The 15,930-nt window shown below is 69.8% G+C and carries 14 protein-coding genes; 6 read left to right on the forward strand and 8 right to left on the reverse strand.

The features are described 5' to 3' along the window. Positions 1 to 67: 67 nt before the first annotated feature. Positions 68 to 682 (reverse strand): NADH-quinone oxidoreductase subunit NuoB, encoded by a 615-nt coding sequence (gene nuoB, locus AAF430_14715; protein MEM7411481.1) that lies wholly within the window; start codon positions 680 to 682, stop codon positions 68 to 70. A 111-nt stretch (positions 683 to 793) separates the two neighbouring features. Between nuoB and AAF430_14720 the strand changes: the two genes are divergently transcribed. Continuing rightward, on the forward strand, positions 794 to 1,525 hold the full coding sequence (locus AAF430_14720; protein MEM7411482.1) for a CDP-diacylglycerol O-phosphatidyltransferase: 732 nt from the start codon (positions 794 to 796) through the stop codon (positions 1,523 to 1,525). Beyond that, on the forward strand, positions 1,522 to 2,619 hold the full coding sequence (gene hemH / locus AAF430_14725) for a ferrochelatase (GenBank protein ID MEM7411483.1): 1,098 nt from the start codon (positions 1,522 to 1,524) through the stop codon (positions 2,617 to 2,619). Before AAF430_14720 ends, hemH begins: the two co-directional genes overlap by 4 nt. Here the strand turns inward: hemH and hemG are convergent. From hemG to hemE, 3 genes are read right to left on the reverse strand one after another with little or no spacing between them, the layout of a single operon-like run. Then, positions 2,532 to 3,893 (reverse strand): protoporphyrinogen oxidase, encoded by a 1,362-nt coding sequence (hemG, locus tag AAF430_14730; GenBank protein MEM7411484.1) that lies wholly within the window; start codon positions 3,891 to 3,893, stop codon positions 2,532 to 2,534. The genes hemH and hemG overlap by 88 nt on opposite strands. Positions 3,894 to 3,897: 4 nt before the next feature. Next, positions 3,898 to 5,301, reverse strand: coding sequence for an oxygen-independent coproporphyrinogen III oxidase (gene hemN / locus AAF430_14735; GenBank protein MEM7411485.1), 1,404 nt, complete (start codon positions 5,299 to 5,301; stop codon positions 3,898 to 3,900). Further along, positions 5,298 to 6,344, reverse strand: coding sequence for a uroporphyrinogen decarboxylase (hemE, locus tag AAF430_14740; protein ID MEM7411486.1), 1,047 nt, complete (start codon positions 6,342 to 6,344; stop codon positions 5,298 to 5,300). Before hemE ends, hemN begins: the two co-directional genes overlap by 4 nt. A gap of 110 nt (positions 6,345 to 6,454) precedes the next feature. Between hemE and ispH the strand changes: the two genes are divergently transcribed. Together ispH and AAF430_14750 are read left to right on the forward strand one after the other, a co-directional pair. Beyond that, complete coding sequence (ispH, locus tag AAF430_14745; protein MEM7411487.1) at positions 6,455 to 7,378, forward strand: 4-hydroxy-3-methylbut-2-enyl diphosphate reductase; 924 nt, start codon at positions 6,455 to 6,457, stop codon at positions 7,376 to 7,378. Between the two features lie 7 nt (positions 7,379 to 7,385). After that, positions 7,386 to 8,858 carry an MATE family efflux transporter gene (locus AAF430_14750; protein ID MEM7411488.1) on the forward strand — a complete coding sequence of 491 codons (1,473 nt, stop codon included), beginning with the start codon at positions 7,386 to 7,388 and terminating at the stop codon, positions 8,856 to 8,858. A gap of 9 nt (positions 8,859 to 8,867) precedes the next feature. On the opposite strand, the gene clpA is transcribed toward AAF430_14750, so the two are convergent. After that, complete coding sequence (clpA, locus tag AAF430_14755) at positions 8,868 to 11,165, reverse strand: ATP-dependent Clp protease ATP-binding subunit ClpA (GenBank protein MEM7411489.1); 2,298 nt, start codon at positions 11,163 to 11,165, stop codon at positions 8,868 to 8,870. An 18-nt stretch (positions 11,166 to 11,183) separates the two neighbouring features. Further along, positions 11,184 to 11,555: an ATP-dependent Clp protease adaptor ClpS gene (locus tag AAF430_14760; GenBank protein MEM7411490.1), complete on the reverse strand. Its 372-nt coding sequence runs from the start codon at positions 11,553 to 11,555 to the stop codon at positions 11,184 to 11,186. 73 nt (positions 11,556 to 11,628) lie between these two features. On the opposite strand from AAF430_14760, the gene AAF430_14765 reads away from it, so the two are divergent. Continuing rightward, positions 11,629 to 12,795, forward strand: coding sequence for a GNAT family N-acetyltransferase (locus AAF430_14765; GenBank protein MEM7411491.1), 1,167 nt, complete (start codon positions 11,629 to 11,631; stop codon positions 12,793 to 12,795). A 130-nt stretch (positions 12,796 to 12,925) separates the two neighbouring features. After that, positions 12,926 to 13,681: a DUF547 domain-containing protein gene (locus AAF430_14770; protein ID MEM7411492.1), complete on the forward strand. Its 756-nt coding sequence runs from the start codon at positions 12,926 to 12,928 to the stop codon at positions 13,679 to 13,681. Here the strand turns inward: AAF430_14770 and AAF430_14775 are convergent. Together AAF430_14775 and gor are read right to left on the reverse strand one after the other, a co-directional pair. Then, positions 13,668 to 14,543, reverse strand: coding sequence for a glycosyltransferase (locus AAF430_14775; protein MEM7411493.1), 876 nt, complete (start codon positions 14,541 to 14,543; stop codon positions 13,668 to 13,670). The genes AAF430_14770 and AAF430_14775 overlap by 14 nt on opposite strands. Continuing rightward, positions 14,540 to 15,901 (reverse strand): glutathione-disulfide reductase, encoded by a 1,362-nt coding sequence (gene gor, locus AAF430_14780; protein ID MEM7411494.1) that lies wholly within the window; start codon positions 15,899 to 15,901, stop codon positions 14,540 to 14,542. Before gor ends, AAF430_14775 begins: the two co-directional genes overlap by 4 nt. Positions 15,902 to 15,930 lie beyond the last annotated feature (29 nt).

Raw genomic sequence — 15,930 nt, forward strand, 5'->3', positions numbered from 1 at the left:
CTACCGTCCGCATCGGCCGCAGCACCCGCGCTCTTGACGGCACAGCGCCGGCCGGGGCCGGATCGGCTCAGGGGATGGGCTTCTCCGTCACCGGCAGGCTCAGCTCGGCGGTCTCGCGGTGGCGCCCGTCGGCCGGGACGCGCTCGGCCTGAACCCGGGCCTGGAGCTTGATCAGGCCGTCGATCACGGCCTCGGGCCGCGGCGGGCAGCCGGGGATGTAGATGTCGACCGGGATCAGGGTGTCGATGCCCTGGACCGTCGCGTAGTTGTTGTAGGGGCCCCCGGAGCACGTGCAGGCCCCGAATGCGACCACCCATTTCGGCTCGGCCATCTGGTCGTAGACCTTCTTGAGCACGGGGGCCTGCCGATGGGTGATCGTCCCCACCACCATCAGGAGGTCGGCCTGGCGCGGCGAGAAGCGCGGCAGTGCGCAGCCGAAGCGGTCGATGTCGTAGCGCGGCCCCGCCACCGACATGAACTCCATGCCGCAGCACGCGGTCACGAACGGGTAGAGGAACATCGAGTACTTCCGCGCCCAGTTGAGGACGTCGTCGACCCGTGTGGTGAGAAACGAGTCGCCCCCCTGGCGCAGGAACTCCACGGCCCGGGCGCGGTGGACCGCCTCGGCCTGATCGCGCGTGGCGCGCCCCGGCAGCGGTGTGGGCCTGGCGTCGCTCGACATGTTCCCCCCTGCGATCGCGCCCACAGCATAGCGGCTCTAGACTGGGGCCCGATCCTTCCCCTGTGGCACCGGCGACACACCGTCGCGTCGGCGTCCAGCCCCAGGCGCTCCTTGGCCCAACCGGCGAACCACGCCCCCGAGAACGAGACCGGCCGCGTCTGGCGCGCTCGGGCGGTGCATGCGCTGACCGCGAGCGGCGCCGTACTCGGGACGCTCTCGCTCTGGGAGATCGCCCGCGAGCGCCACGAGTGGGTCGCGACCTATCTGCTGATCGCGCTGGGGATCGATGCGATCGACGGCACCCTCGCGCGCCGCGCCCAGGTCACCCGCTACACACCGGGCATCGATGGCCGGCGCCTCGACGACATCGTCGACTTCCTGAACTTCGCCGTCGTGCCGATCGTGTGGATGCTGTCGCTGGGCGCCTTCCTCCACCCGGCGCTCGCCGCCTTGCCGATCCTGGCCAGCGCCTATGGTTTCTCCCAGGAGGACGCGAAAACCGAGGACGACTTCTTCCTGGGCTGGCCGTCCTACTGGAACCTCGTCGCGCTGTACGTCTGGATGCTCGCGCTCTCGCCGGGCGCGGCGACGGCCTGGGTCGTCGGGCTGAGTGTCGCCATCTTCGTGCCGTTGAAATACCTGTATCCGAGCAAGATGCCCCGCTTCCAGATCACCACGATCGCCGGCGGGCTCCTGTGGGCCTCGGTGATGTCCGTGTGCGTCTGGCGGCAGGACCTGGCCGTACGCTTCTTCCTGGTGGAGATCAGTCTCTTGTACCTCGTCTACTACGTCGGCATGTCGGCCTGGCTCGGGGGCTGGTTCCGGCGCGGGGACGCGGCATGAGCGGCCCGCTCGGCGTGCTGCTGATCAACCTGGGCACGCCCGACGCCCCCACCTCAGCGGCGGTGCGACGCTACCTGCGCGAGTTCCTGGGCGACCCACGCGTGATCGACCTGCCCGCCCTGCCCCGCACACTCCTGCTCGAGGCGGCGATCCTGCCGACCCGCCCACGCGCATCGGCCGCGGCCTACGCGAAGGTCTGGACCGACGCCGGCTCGCCGCTGCTCGTGCATGGGCAGGCCCTCGCCAGCGCGCTGCAGGACGAACTCGGCGAGGCGGCGGTCGTGCGTCTCGGCATGCGCTACGGCCAGCCGTCTCTCGCCCGCGCTTTGCGCAGCCTCGAGGAGCACGGCGTGCGGCGCGTCGTCGCCCTGCCCCTCTTTCCTCAGTACTCCTCCGCCGCGACGGGGTCGGCCCTCGATGCGCTGTTCGCCGAGCCCGCCGCCGGGCGCCTCACCCAGCTCGAGGTCGTGCCACCTTTCTTCGCCGATCCGGGTTTCATCGATGCCTGGGCGGCGGTGTCGCGGCCAGCACTCGACGGCTTCGGTCCCGACTTCGTCCTGCTCTCCTACCACGGTCTTCCCGAACGCCAGATTCGCGCCGGCGACGTGAGTGGCGCGCACTGCCTGGAGCTCGACGACTGCTGCGAACCGCTGCGCGGCGCGGGACAGCACTGCTACCGGGCCCAGTGTTTCGCGACCAGCCGCGCGATCGTCGCCGCGCTGGGCCTCGAGACCGAACGCACCAGGACGAGCTTCCAGTCGCGCCTGGGGCGGACCCCGTGGATCCAGCCCTACACCGACTTCGTGCTCCCCGAGTTGGCCGAGCAGGGCGTGCGGCGCCTGGCCGTGCTGTGTCCGGCCTTCGTGGCCGATTGTCTCGAGACCGTCGAGGAGATCGGGATGCGCGCGCAGGAGCAGTGGGCCGAGGTCGGCGGCGAGGAGCTCCTGCTGGTGCCCAGCCTCAACGCGCACCCACGCTGGGTCGAGGCCGTCGCCGCGCTCGTGCGTCAGTCGATGGCCACCGACGCGAGCACGCGCTCCGCCGCAGCCACCCCAGACGCCAGTGCGTCGGCCACACCGACGCCCGCCACGTAGTTCCCCGCCAGCGCCAGGCCGGGCGAGGCTTCGAGGCGCGATGCGATCCAGCGCATCCGCTCGGCGTGATGGCGGTCGGGCTGGGGCACGGCGCGCGGCCAGCGTACCCAGGCCAGGGGCTCCGGCATGTCGCGCAGCCCGAGGGTGGTCTCGAGATCGCGGGCCAGGGTCTCGGCCAGGGTGTCGTCGGGGAGCTCCACCGCCTCGGGCCAGCGCACACCGCCGAGCATGCAGTGGAGAAGTTCGTGGCCTGCCGGCGCGCGCCCCGGGAAGAGCTGGCTCATGTAGAGGCAGCCGAGGAGTCCGAGATCTTCGGTCCGCGGCACCAGGAAGCCGAAGCCGTCGATCGGGGTGCGCACCTGCGCGGGCTCCACCCCGAGCGGAGCCACGACCATCGGCGCGTAAGGGATGGCTTCGAGCGCCGCAGCGACCTCGCCATCGATTCCCAACACCAGCTGCGCGGCATCGAAGGACGGCGTGGCCACGACGACGCGCTGCGCTTTGATCGCCGAATCGCCGCTCGGGCTTGCGACGTCCACGTGCCAGCGATCGCCATCGCGATAGAGGCCCGCGACACGGCTGCCCATCGCCGGCGGTTCGTGCAACGCCTCGGCGAGGCGCCGGGCGAAGGGGCCGAAGCCGTCTTCGCTCGATCGCGATCCAGGGAGGCCCTTGGGTCCGCGCTGCCCCAGGCTGCCGAGCAGCACCGACCCGCTGCGACGCTCCGCCTCGACGAGGCTGGGAAACACGGCTTCGGCACCGAGCTCGTTCTCATCGCCGGCGTAGACGCCCGTGAGGAACGGACCGACCAGGCGGTCCGCCACCTCGGGCCCGAGACGCCGCGCCGTGAACTCGCGCACGGATTCGGGTTCGCCCTTCCCGCGGCTGCGCAGGGGTTCGGCCAGCACCGAGAGCTTCGCGCGCGTCGAGAGCAGCGGCGTCCTCAGAAACCCGAGGACCGAGCTGGGCACCGGCTGCAGGGCCCCGTCGCGGAACAGCCAGCGCTTGCGGCTGGCCGGGCTCGCGGGACGCAGCGCGTCCTCGAGGTGGCGCCGTTCGAGGAACGCGCGCATCGGGGCCTTGACCTGGGCCGTGTTCGGACCGCTCTCGAAGATGTAGCCACCGCGGTGTTCAGTGCGCATGACGCCGCCGGGTCGGTCCGACGGATCGATGACCAGCACCTCGCAGCCCGCCGCCTGCAGCTCGTGGGCGGCGGCCAGGCCGGAGATTCCGGCACCGGCCACCAGCGCATCGACCGTGATCTCGGGCGGCATCTGCTCAGACCGTCTTGCTGAACATGCGACCACCCGCGCGCTGCTGCTCGGGCAGGTAGGCGTCGAAGACCATCGCTACGTTGCGCACGAGGAGGCGTCCGCGCGGCGTCATGCGCAGGCTGCCGTCCTCATCGCGCTCGACCAGGCCGTCGGCCTCGGCCCCCGCCAGGGCCGCGAGTTCGTCGGCGTAGCGTTCGCTGAACTCCCCGCCGAACACCTCGCGGTACTCACGCGCGCGGAACTCTCCCAGGCACATGATCCGCGAGATCACCCAACGCCGCTCGACGTCGTCTCGCGATAGCCGGTGTCCGCGCATCGTCGCGACGCCGTGATCCTCGACCGCCGCTTCCCAGGCCGGGATGTCCCGGAACGACTGGGCGTAGCTGGTGCGCAGCTCGCTGATCGCGGAGGGACCGAAGCCCAGCAGATCGACCCCTGCCTGGGTGGTGTGCCCCATGAAGTTGCGGCGCAAGGTGCGGTCGTGAAGCGCCTCGGCGAGTTCGTCGTCGGGTCGCGCGAAGTGGTCGAGCCCGACGAAGACATAGCCCTCGGCGAGGAAGCGCCGGATCGCCATCAGCAGGATCTCCAGCTTCGTCGCGGCGTCGGGCAGATCCTTGCGCTCGAAGCCCCGCTGCTGCTTCGCGAGCCAGGTCACGTGGGCGTACGAGTAGAGCGCGATGCGGTCGGGCGCGATCGCGAACAAGGCATCGAGGGTGGCCTCGAACGTCTCGACCGTCTGATAGGGCAAGCCGTAGATCAGATCGAAGTTGACGCTCTCGAAGCCCCGCCGGCGCGCCGCATCGACCAGCTGGCGCGTCTGCTCGGCGGGTTGAATGCGGTGGATCGCCTCCTGCACCCGGGGCTCGAAGTCCTGGACACCCATCGAGATGCGGTTGAAGCCACAGTTCGCGAGCACGGCCAGCTGGTCCTCGGTGGTCACCCGGGGATCGACCTCGATCGAGACCTCGGCCCCCTCGCGGACCGGAAAGGCGTCGGTCAGCAGGCGAAAGAGCCGTTCGATCTCTCCGGGTGCCAGCCAGGTCGGCGTGCCGCCGCCCCAGTGCACCTGGGTGGCTGCCCGCGGCACGCGCGTGGCGGACCGGACGCCGGCGATCTCCTTTCCGATCGTCTCGAGGTACGGCCCGGCGCGATCGTGATCGCGGGTGATCACCTTGTTGCAAGCGCAGAAGTGACACAGGGAATCGCAGAACGGCACGTGGACGTAGAGCGACAGACCGTCGCTGGCCTCGATCACCGGATCGGCGAGATCCGTCGTGAAGTCGGTCGGGCCGTAGTCGTCCTTCCAGACCGGTGCGGTCGGGTAGCTCGTGTAGCGCGGCCCATCGATGGCGTAGCGTGGAAGCAGCTCGGCGAGCGGCTCGAGGGCGAGATCGAAGCGGTCGCTCACGCCGCCGTCCCCGACAGGCCGCGCACGGCTTCGGTGAAGGACCGCACGCCTTCGACGGGCGTCTCGGGCAGGCAGCCGTGGCCGAGGTTCACGATGTGACCCCGCGCGGGGCCAGCCGCTTCGACCATCGAACGCACCTCGTCCGCGACCGTCGCCGGCGGTGCCGCCAACGCGCAGGGATCGAGATTCCCCTGCAGGCTCACCCGGTCGCCGACGCGCCGCGCGGCCTCCCCGATCTCGACGCGCCAATCCAGGGAGAGCACGTCGGCACCCGTGTCCGCCATCTCGTCGAGCACGTGGGCCCCGTCGTTCACGTAGAGGATCAGCGGCGCACGGCTGCGATCGAGACGCTCGGCGATGGCACGATGGGTGGGCTGCACCCAACGCCGGTACTCGGCGGGTGAGAGCATGCCGGCCCAGGTGTCGAAGAGCTGGACGGCCTGGGCGCCGGCCTCGATCTGCGCGTTCAGGTAGTCGACGGTCAGATCCGTCAGGCGCTCGAGAAGCGCCTGGGCGACCTCGGGCGCGTTCCACAGCATGCGCTTCCAGACGCCGAAGTGACGGGAGCCCGACCCCTCGACCAGGTAGGCGGCCAGCGTGAACGGAGCCCCCGCGAAGCCGAGCAGCGGCACCGCCGGCTCGGCCAACGCCGTGCGCAAGCGGCGCAGGATCTCGAACACGAAGGGCACCGACTCGCGCGGATCGCTGGGGCGCAGCCCTTCGACCTGAGCGGCCGTGCGGATCGGCTCTGCGATCACCGGGCCCGGCCGAAAGTCGACGTCGACGCCCATGCCCGGAATCGGCGTGAAGATGTCGGAGAAGAAGATCACCGCCTCGGTCCCGACGAGCTCGAGGGGCTGCAGCGAGACCTCGACCGCGCGATCCACGTCACGGCAGAGCTCGAGGAAGCTCACCTGCTTGCGCACACGTCGGTACTCGGGCAGGTAGCGCCCGGCTTGGCGCATCAACCAGACCGGCGGCCGATCGACCGGCTCCCCGCGGCACGCGCGCAAGAGCCTCTCGGTCGGTGTCCAGGTGTTCACGAAGACAACCACCCCCAACGCCTCGCGGCGGCACCATGCGAGCCGCCCGAGCGCGGCCCGCGAGGATAGCCTCGGCCCCAGGGGTACGCCGGCGCGCTAGGCTTCGCGGCATGCAAGTTTCCCTTGCGAGTCCGCGCGGCTTCTGTGCCGGCGTCGACCGCGCGATCGAGATCGTCGAAGTAGCCCTCGAGCGGTTCGGAGCCCCGGTCTACGTGCGTCACGAGATCGTCCACAACCGCTACGTCGTCGATTCGCTCCGCGAGAAGGGGGCGATCTTCATCGAGGACCCGACAGAGGCGCCCGAGGGCGCCCTGCTGATCTTCAGTGCCCACGGCGTCTCGCCCGCGGTGCGGGAAGCCGCCGATGCGCGCAAGCTGCGGGTGATCGATGCCACCTGCCCACTCGTGACGAAGGTCCACGTCGAGACGCTGCGCATGGCCAAGGAGGGCTACGAGATCGTGCTCGTCGGCCATGCGGGCCATGTGGAGGTCGAGGGCACCCTCGGCCACGCGCGCGAGCGCATGCACCTGGTCGAGAGCGTCGAAGACGTCGAGCGGCTGGAGGTCGAGAACCCGGACCGGCTCGGCTGCGTCACCCAGACCACCCTGTCCGTCGATGACACCCGCGGCATTCTCGACGCGCTCGTCGCGCGCTTCCCCGACATCCGTCTGCCCCGCAAGGACGACATCTGCTACGCGACCCAGAACCGACAGAACGCCGTGAAGGGGCTGTCGGAGCATGCCGACCTGGTGCTCGTCGTCGGCGCGCCCGAGTCGTCGAACAGCAACCGCCTGGTCGAGCTGGCGCGAAAGCAGGGACGTTCCGCGCATCTCGTGCAGACCGCCGACGACATCGATCCGAGCTGGCTCCAGCAGGTCGATCACGTGGGTGTGACCGCGGGTGCCTCGGCGCCGGAAGTGCTCGTGCAATCGGTCGTGGACAGACTGCGGACGCTCGCCCCCGCGGTCGAAGTCGCCCCCGTTTCCGAAGTAGACGAAGGAATCGTCTTCCAGCTGCCTTCCGAGCTCCGCTGAGCCCGGCTTGACAGCCTCGCCCCCGGACACGCCCGAGCTCGCGGCGGAGAACGCCGTCGATCCGGAAGGCTCGGATCTCCCCTCCGCCACCCTCGCCACCGCCGCCACGCCGCCCGCGCGTGATCTCGCCGCGTCGACGAGCGTGTCCTTCGACTCGATGCGCGAGATCTGGGCGCTCTCGTGGCCCGTGATGTTGTCCCAGGTGCTGCTGAATCTGGTGGGCCTGATCGACATCGCGATGGTGGGTCGACTCGGCTCGGATGCCGTCGCCTCGGTGGGCTACGCGAGCCAGTTCTTCCACCTGTCCCAGTCGGTGCTCTTCGCCGTCGGCTTCGCGACGGTCGCGTTGATGGCCCAGGCGATCGGCGCCGGCGATCCGCTGCGCGCGCGGCATTCCCTCGCCGCGGCGCTGGTCGTCTCGGTCGGAACCGCCGCCGTGCTGACCGCCGCCATGCTCGCCGCGCCCGGTCCGCTGCTGGCGATGCTGGGGGCCGAGCCCCAGGTGGCTGCGGATGCGATTCCCTACCTGCAGCTCGTGATCGGTTCGTCGCTGTTGCTCTCGATCGCGATGACCCTCGAGTTCGGCCTGCGCGCCGACCGCGACACGCGCACTCCGATGCTGATCGCGACCATCGTCACGAGCGTGAAGATCGCTGGCAACGGCGTGCTGATCTTCGGCGCCGGCCCCTTCCCCGCCCTCGAACTGGTCGGCGCCGGGCTCGCCACGCTCGCCTCCCAGGTCGTCGGACTCCTGCTCTTCGCCACCGTCGTCGTGCGCTCGACCCGAGACTCGCCGCTCTCGCTTCGACTGGGCGACTTCGCGGCGGCCCGCGCGCACCTGGGTGAGGTCGTGCGCCTGACCCTGCCGGGCGTAGGAGAACGCCTCGCCAACAACCTCGCGCTGCTCGCCTACTTCCGGGTGCTCTCCGAGTACGGGTCGATCGCCATCGCCACCTACACCGTGGGCATCCGCCTGCTGGCGTTCACCTGGATCCCGGGCATCGCCTTCGGCACCGCCGCGTCGACGCTCGTCGGCCAGGCGCTCGGCGCCCGCCAGGAGGAGAGTGCCCAGCGGGCCGGCTGGCGGGCCACCTATCTGGCGCTGGTCGTCGCTGCGGCCCTGGGTGGGGCCTGCGCGCTGATGCCCCGCATGCTGGCACGACTCTTCACCGAAGACGCCGAGCTGATCGACGCGCTGGTGCCGTTTCTGATCGTGCTGGCGCTCGTGCAGCCGGCACTTCAGTCCCACTTCACGTTGGGCGGGGCCCATCGCGGCGCCGGCGACACCTTCACGCCGTTCATCGCGGCCACCATCGGCAACTGGGCGATCCGCGTTCCCCTGGCCGCCCTGTTCGCCTTCGCATTCGGCGCACCCGTGCTCTGGATCTGGCTGGTGATCTTCGGCGATCACATCCTGCGCGCCGTGTGGCTTACCTGGAGCTTCCAACGCGGGGTGAAGCCTCTCGAAACAACCGCCTGAGCGCTCGCCTCAGGCCGGCGCCTTCGCCTTGCGGCGCCCCCCGCCCGCCTTCGAAGCGCTCTCGAAGGTGAGCCGGTCGGCCTCGGAATCGACACCGACGCGCACGGTCCCGCCCTTCGCGAGATCGCCGAAGAGCAGATCGTCCACGATGCGGTCCTTCAGCTCGGACTGGACCACCCGCGCCATCGGCCGCGCACCGAAGTCCGGGTCGTAGCCCTTCCGCGCGAGCCAGGCCCGCGCGTCGGCGTCCAGCGAGATCTTCACCTTGCGCTCGGCGAGCTGCTGCTCCACCTCGACCACGAACTTGTCGACGACCTTCTCCATCACGTCGGGTCCGAGATCGTGGAAGGTCACGACCTCGTCGAGACGGTTGCGGAACTCGGGGCTGAAGAGCCTCTCGATCTCCTTCTTGCCGTCGCCCCGCGAAGACCCGAAGCCGATGCCGCGTGACTGCATCTCCCGAGCACCGACGTTCGAGGTCATGATCAGCGTGACATGGCGGAAGTCGGCCTCGCGTCCCTGATTGTCCGTCAGGGTCGCGTGGTCCATCACCTGGAGCAGGATCGCGAAGAGATCCGGGTGGGCCTTCTCGATCTCGTCGAGCAGCAGCACCGTGTAGGGCTCCTTGCGGATCCGCTCGACGAGCAAGCCGCCCTGGTCGTAGCCGACGTAGCCCGGAGGCGCGCCGATCAGCCGCGACACCGCGTGCTTCTCCATGTACTCACTCATGTCGAAGCGCACGAAGGGGACGCCCATCGCCTTCGCGAGCTGCTTCGAGAGCTCGGTCTTCCCGACGCCGGTCGGCCCGGTGAACAGGAAGCTGCCGATCGGCTTGTCCAGCCCGGCGAGGCCGGCGCGACCGCGCTTCACCGCGCGCACGACGGTCGAGATGGCCTCGTCCTGCCCGAAGACGACGGCCTTCAGCTCCTCTTCGAGGTTCTCCAGGCGCTTGCGGTCGGCCCCCGACGCGCGCACCGTGGGAATGTTCGCCATCCGCGCCACGACCGCCTCGACGTCGCGCACGCCGACCGTCTTGCGGGGCTTCGAGGCGGGCCGCAGCCGCACCGCGGCGCCCGTCTCGTCGAGCACGTCGATGGCCTTGTCCGGCAGGAAGCGATCGTTCACGTGTCGGATCGCCAGGTCCACACAGGCCTTGAGCGCCGCCTGGGTGAAGTGCACGCCGTGGTGATCCTCGTACTTTGGCGCGAGCCCCTGGAGAATCCGCACCGTCTCTTCGGGGCTCGGCTCCTTCACGTCGACGCGCTGGAAGCGGCGCGCCAGCGCGCGGTCGCGCTCGAAGTGGCGGTATTCCTGATAGGTGGTCGACCCCATGCAGCGCAGCTCGCCGTTCTGGAGCAGCGGCTTCAGCATGTTCGAGGCATCGACCGTCGCACCCTGGGCCGATCCGGCGCCGAGGATCGTGTGGATTTCGTCGATGAACAGCAGCGCGTTGTCGCGCTCCCCCAGCGCCGCCATGTAGGCCTTGAAGCGCGCCTCGAAGTCGCCCCGATAGCGGGTGCCCGCGAGCATCGAACCGATGTCGAGGGAGAAGAGCTCGGCGCTCTGCAGATCGTCGGGGACGCGGCCCTCGTGGATCCGCAGCGCCAACCCCTCGGCCAGCGCCGTCTTGCCGACGCCCGTCTCGCCCACCAGGATCGGGTTGTTCTTCCGCCGGCGCGCCAGGATGTGCACGATCCGATCGAGCTCGGTGCCGCGCCCGATCAGCGGATCCAGGCGCCCCTCGGCCGCGCGGTCGGTGAGGTTCGTGGAGAAGGCCGCCAGCGGGTCCTCGGGCAGCTCACCGGGCTCGCCCATGCCCATGTCGCCGCCCATCGGCATCTCGCCAGGCCGGCCCCCGCTCTCGCCACGCGCCTTCGACACGCCGTGGGAGATGTACTGGAGGACATCGAAGCGGGTGACGCCCTGCCCTCGCAGCAAGGTGACCGCGTGCGACTCGGGCTCCTGGAAGATCGCCGCCAGGATGTCGCCGGCGTCGACCTCGGCCTTCTCGGCGCCTTCGCAGTGGCTCACCGCGTTCTGCAGCACGCGGTGGAACGCGAGGGTCTGCTGGGCTTCGTAGCTCTCGTCGCCCGGAACCTCTTCGAGGTCCTCGTTGAAGTAGCGGTCCAGCGCCTGCTTCAGGGCAGGCCCGTCCGCACCCGCGTGGCGCAGGACCTCGCTGCCCTGCGCGTCGTGGAGCATCGCGTAGAGCAGATGCTCCACCGTGACGTAGGCGTGGCGCCTCGCGAGGGCTTCGCGCACGGCGGCCTGCAACATGAGGTGGAGTTCCCGACCAATCTGACTCATGCCTTCTCCACGATCTGGCTATTCCTTCTCCGCGCCAGCCCGGAGCGGGTAGCCCCGGGCTTCGGCTGCCGCGTGCACGGCGGCGACCTTCGTCTCTGCGATGTCCTGTACGTAGACGCCCGCGATGCCCAGCCCCGTCCGATGGATCGCGAGCATGATCTGGGTCGCCTCCGACGGCCCCTTCCCGAAGAGCTTCTCCAGGAGGGCGACCACGAACTCCATCGGTGTGTAGTCGTCGTTGTAGAGGATGACCTTGTACTTCGGGGGACGCGCCACGGAGCGCCGCGTGACCGTCGCGAGCCCGCCTTCCCGGTCCGGGGCCCCGCGCTGGGGTCGCTCGGGGGGCGGTCCCTGGGGCGGATCGCCGGGCTCTCCAGGTCCGTTGCGCATCACAAGAGACCATAGCGCGCGCCCGCATTCTCCCCCGCGGGCCACCGACGCGAGCGGCCCCTACACTGCCTCCGTGGGCCGAGAGATCGAGGTGCTGGACGGCGTTGCGGACGTGGCGCGCGACGACTGGAACGCGCTGGTCGCCGATGCCTCCCCGTTCCTCGAGTGGGAGTGGCTCGCGTCGCTCGAAGAAGCCGGCTGCGTCGGGGAAGAGCACGGTTGGCAACCGCGCCCGATCGTGCTCCGCGAGGACGGCCGGCTGGTGGCCGCCTGCCCGCTGTACGTGAAGTCGCACAGCGAGGGCGAGTTCGTCTTCGACTGGGGTTGGGCCGACGCCGCCCACCGCGCCGGCATCGACTACTACCCGAAGCTGCTGGTCGGCGTGCCGTTCACGCCGGTCACGGGCGCTCGCTTCCTGACCGCGCCCGGCACCGACCGGCCACGCGCGATCGCGGAGCTGGGGGCAGCGCTGCGCAGCCTCTGCGACGACAACGGGCTCTCGGGCGTACACGTGAACTTCTGCCTGCCCGACGAAGTCGAGGCCCTCGAGGACCGCGGCTACCTGCTGCGGGTCGGGCTCCAGTACCACTGGCAGAACGCGAGCTACGAGAGCTTCGAGGACTACCTGGGCCAGCTCCGCAGCAAGCGCCGCAACCAGGTGCGCCGCGAGCGCCGCGGGGTGCGCGAGCAAGGGGTGACCACCGAGGTCTGGCGTGGCGACGCCATCCCCGCCGAGCTCTTCGACCCGATGTTCGAGTGCTATCGGGTCACGGTCGACAACCACTTCTACGGACGCCGCTACCTGAACCGGCGCTTCTTCGCCCTGCTGGAGGAGCGTTTCTGCGAGCGGCTCTGCTTCGTCGTCGCCCGCCAGGACGGCGAGGTGATCGCGGGCACGACCAACGTCACCAAGGGGGACGCACTCTACGGCCGCTACTGGGGTGGCCTGCGCAACCTCCGCTATCTGCACTTCGACGTCTGCTACTACGCCGCGATCGAGCATTGCATCGAGGCGGGACTGCAGCGCTTCGAGCCCGGCGCGGGCGGTGACTACAAGTTCCTGCGCGGCTTCGACCCCCAGCCCACCTACAGCCTCCACCATCTCGCCGACCCCCGACTCGCCCATGCGGTCGAGCGCTACCTCGTGTCCGAGCGGGCCGATGCCGAGCGCACGATCCACGTGCTCCACGAGCACAGCCAGCTGAAGCCCACGAGCCCGGCCGGCGGCGATCCGGCCTGATTCTCGGCCGAGAGCGAAACCGATTCCCGCCCCATCGCGTACCTCCCCAGCGACCGGGAGAACCGCCCACTGAAACCGGGCGATGGGCGCCGGCATCGGACCCCCGAACCGCCGCCAAGGGAGACTCGCCATGCACCGTTGGATCCTGACCACCCTGCTGGGCCTGCTGGCCGCCGCCCCCGCGGCGGCCCTCGATGAAGCCCTCTACGCCCAGTTGCTCGAGAAGCACACCCGGGCCACGAACGACATCGTCCGGACGCGCGTCGACTACGCCGCCATCCAGAAGTCCGCCGACTGGAAGAAGCTGGTGAAGAGCCTCGAGCGCTTCGACACCGGGACGCTTCGCACGAAGAACCAGAAGCTCGCGTTCTGGAGCAATGCCTACAACATCCTCGCCATCGACCTGGTCGCGAAGAACTACCCGCTCAAGAGCATCCGCGACATCGGGTCGGTGTTCAGCCCGGTCTGGAAGAAGCCGGCGGGCGTCGTGGGTGGCAAGACCGTCACCCTGGACCAGATCGAACACGAGATCATTCGACCGCTCGGCGACCCGCGCACCCACGCGGCGGTGATCTGCGCGTCGACCTCCTGCCCGGCGCTCCGCCGCGAGCCCTGGAACGCGGCTCGTCTCGACGCCCAACTCGACGACGAAACCCGCAAGTGGCTCGCCCACCCGGAGAAGGGTCTGCGCGTCGATCGGCGGAGCAACACGATCTATCTCTCGAAGATCTTCGACTGGTTCGAAGAGGATTTCGAAGCCGGCGGCGGCGTGCGCGCGTTCGCCGCGCGCTACGCACCCGAGGCGGATCGCGCCTGGCTGGCGAACGAGGGGAAGCGCGCTCGGATCGTCTACTTCGACTACGACTGGAGTGTCAACGCGCTGTAGCGCCGAACCCCAGGCGTTGGCGCAGCCACGCCGAGCGAAAGCGCACCCGCGGATCGACGGCGGCGGCTTCCTCGAGGAGGCGCCGCCGTTCTTCTTTGTTCTCGGCGCGCTTCGCCGAAGACACCAGGTAGCGCGCGAGCTTGCTGCGCATCGCTTCCTGGCGCTCGGGGTCCGGCTCTCGCTCCAGATGAGCCCGCAGCACCTTCGCGTTCCCGCCCGCCAGACGGCGGCGACCGGTCTGTCCATCGTGGAGGTGGTAGCGGGTCAGACACGCGTGCATCGCCCCGACCTTGTGTCGCTGCGCGACCTTCAACGCGAAGTCGAGGTCCTCGGTGCCATCGAAGTAGGGATCGAAACCGCCCACACCGCGTGCCACCTCGGTCCGTACCATCACGGCACTCGGCACGAACGCGAAATGGTCGGCGATCGCCAGGAACGACGCCTGCAGCGCGGCCGTGTCGTGGTGGGGCGGTGCCGGTTCGGTGCGGCCGTCGGGAAACACCTTCTCGAGGCCGTGGGCGCTCATGCCCAGCTCGGGGAACTGATCGTGGAAGGCGAGCTGCTCGCGCAGCTTCTGGGGTAGCCAGGCATCGTCGGAATCGAGGAACGCGACGAACTCGCCCTCGGCCCGCCCGATCCCGGCGTTGCGCGCCGCCGAGCGGCCGGACGGCGGCAGCGTGATCACCCGGATCCGGTCACCGTAGGAAGCCAGCACCGCCGGCGTCGCGTCCCGCGATCCGTCGTCCACGACGATCAGCTCGCAATCCGCTCCCTGCTGCGCGAGCACGCTGTCGATGGCGCGGCCGATCAGCCCCGCGCGGTCGCGGACCGGGATCACGCCGGTGACGCGGGGCCCCGTCATGCGTCCGACACCTTCTCCCGCATCGTGACGAACTCCTCGGCCGATGTCGGGTGGATGCCGATGGTCGCGTCGAACTGGGCCTTGGTGGCGCCGCACACCAGCGCGATCGCCACCCCCTGAATGATCTCGCCGGCGTGGTCGCCGACCATGTGGGCGCCAACGACGCGCTGGCTCTCGCCGTCGACGATGAGCTTCATCAGGGTGCGCTCCTCGCGTCCCGACAACGTGTGCTTCAGCTCGCGGAAACGGGCGCGGTAGATGTCGACGTCGGAGAATCGGGCCCGGGCCTCGCTCTCGGTGAGCCCTACCGAGCCGATCGGCGGCTGACTGAAGACCGCGGAGGGCACGTTGTCGTGGACGGGCTTCGTCGGCCGGTCGTCGAACAGCGTGGCGGCCAGGCACATGCCCTCATGGATCGCGACGGGCGTGAGGTTCACGCGGTTCGTCACGTCGCCGATCGCCCAGACGTTCGGGACCGATGTGCGCGAGTAGGCATCGACGGGGATCGTGCCGTCGGAGGCCACCTCGACCCCTGCCGCCTCGAGGCCGAGGTCGGCGGTGAGCGGGTGACGCCCGGTGGCGTAGAGGATCGCATCGCCTTCCAGGGTCGAGCCGTCTTCGAGGGTGGCGCGCAACCCGCCGTCGGAAGCCTTGTCGACCCGCGTGATGTTCGCGTCGAAGCGCAGGGCGATTCCCTGGGCGCGCATCTCCTCGGCCAGGACCTCGCGAACGTCGTCGTCGAACCCGCGTAGGAAGAGGGGTCCGCGGTAGAGTTGAGTGACGTCGGCGCCGAGCCCGTGGAGGATCCCCGCGAACTCGACGGCGATGTACCCGCCCCCGACGACGATCGGGCGCTCGGGCATGCGGTCGAGATGGAACGCCTCGTTCGAGGTGATGACGTGCTCGATGCCGGGGATCTCCGGCACGTAGGGCCAGCCGCCCACGGCGACGAGGATGTGCTCCGCCGTGTAGCGCTCGCCGGCGACCTCGACCGTGTGAGCGTCGACGAGGCGCGCGCGTCCCTCGATGCGCGTGACACCCGCGTTGTCGAGCAGACGCGCGTAGATCCCGTTCAAGCGGGAGATCTCCGCGTCCTTGTTCTGGATGAGGGTCTTCCAGTCGTGAGACGCCGGCGGCGCCGACCAGCCGAAACCGCCCGCATCTTCGACGTCGCGACGGAAAGCCGAGGCGTAGACCAGGAGCTTCTTCGGAATGCAGCCGACGTTGACGCAGGTGCCGCCGAGATCGCGCTCCTCGGCCACCGCCACTCGCGCGCCGTAGGAAGCCGAGATGCGGCTCGCCCGAACGCCGCCCGAACCGGCACCGATCGTGAAGAGGTCGTAGTCGTACTGCGCCATGGCCCTCGCCCGTGGGTTCCCGAGACCGG

The organism is Myxococcota bacterium, from assembly GCA_039030075.1.
Classification (GTDB): Bacteria; Myxococcota_A; UBA9160; order UBA9160; family SMWR01; genus JAHEJV01.

Excerpts from the sequence above, each read along its gene's own strand:
- clpA (MEM7411489.1), bottom strand. The coding sequence starts at position 11,165 with ATGAGTCAGATTGGTCGGGAACTCCACCTCATGTTGCAGGCCGCCGTG.
- ispH (MEM7411487.1), top strand. The coding sequence starts at position 6,455 with ATGCAAGTTTCCCTTGCGAGTCCGCGCGGCTTCTGTGCCGGCGTCGAC.
- AAF430_14760 (MEM7411490.1), bottom strand. The coding sequence starts at position 11,555 with ATGCGCAACGGACCTGGAGAGCCCGGCGATCCGCCCCAGGGACCGCCC.
- hemG (MEM7411484.1), bottom strand. The coding sequence starts at position 3,893 with ATGCCGCCCGAGATCACGGTCGATGCGCTGGTGGCCGGTGCCGGAATC.
- AAF430_14775 (MEM7411493.1), bottom strand. The coding sequence starts at position 14,543 with ATGACGGGGCCCCGCGTCACCGGCGTGATCCCGGTCCGCGACCGCGCG.
- hemH (MEM7411483.1), top strand. The coding sequence starts at position 1,522 with ATGAGCGGCCCGCTCGGCGTGCTGCTGATCAACCTGGGCACGCCCGAC.
- nuoB (MEM7411481.1), bottom strand. The coding sequence starts at position 682 with ATGTCGAGCGACGCCAGGCCCACACCGCTGCCGGGGCGCGCCACGCGC.
- AAF430_14770 (MEM7411492.1), top strand. The coding sequence starts at position 12,926 with ATGCACCGTTGGATCCTGACCACCCTGCTGGGCCTGCTGGCCGCCGCC.
- gor (MEM7411494.1), bottom strand. The coding sequence starts at position 15,901 with ATGGCGCAGTACGACTACGACCTCTTCACGATCGGTGCCGGTTCGGGC.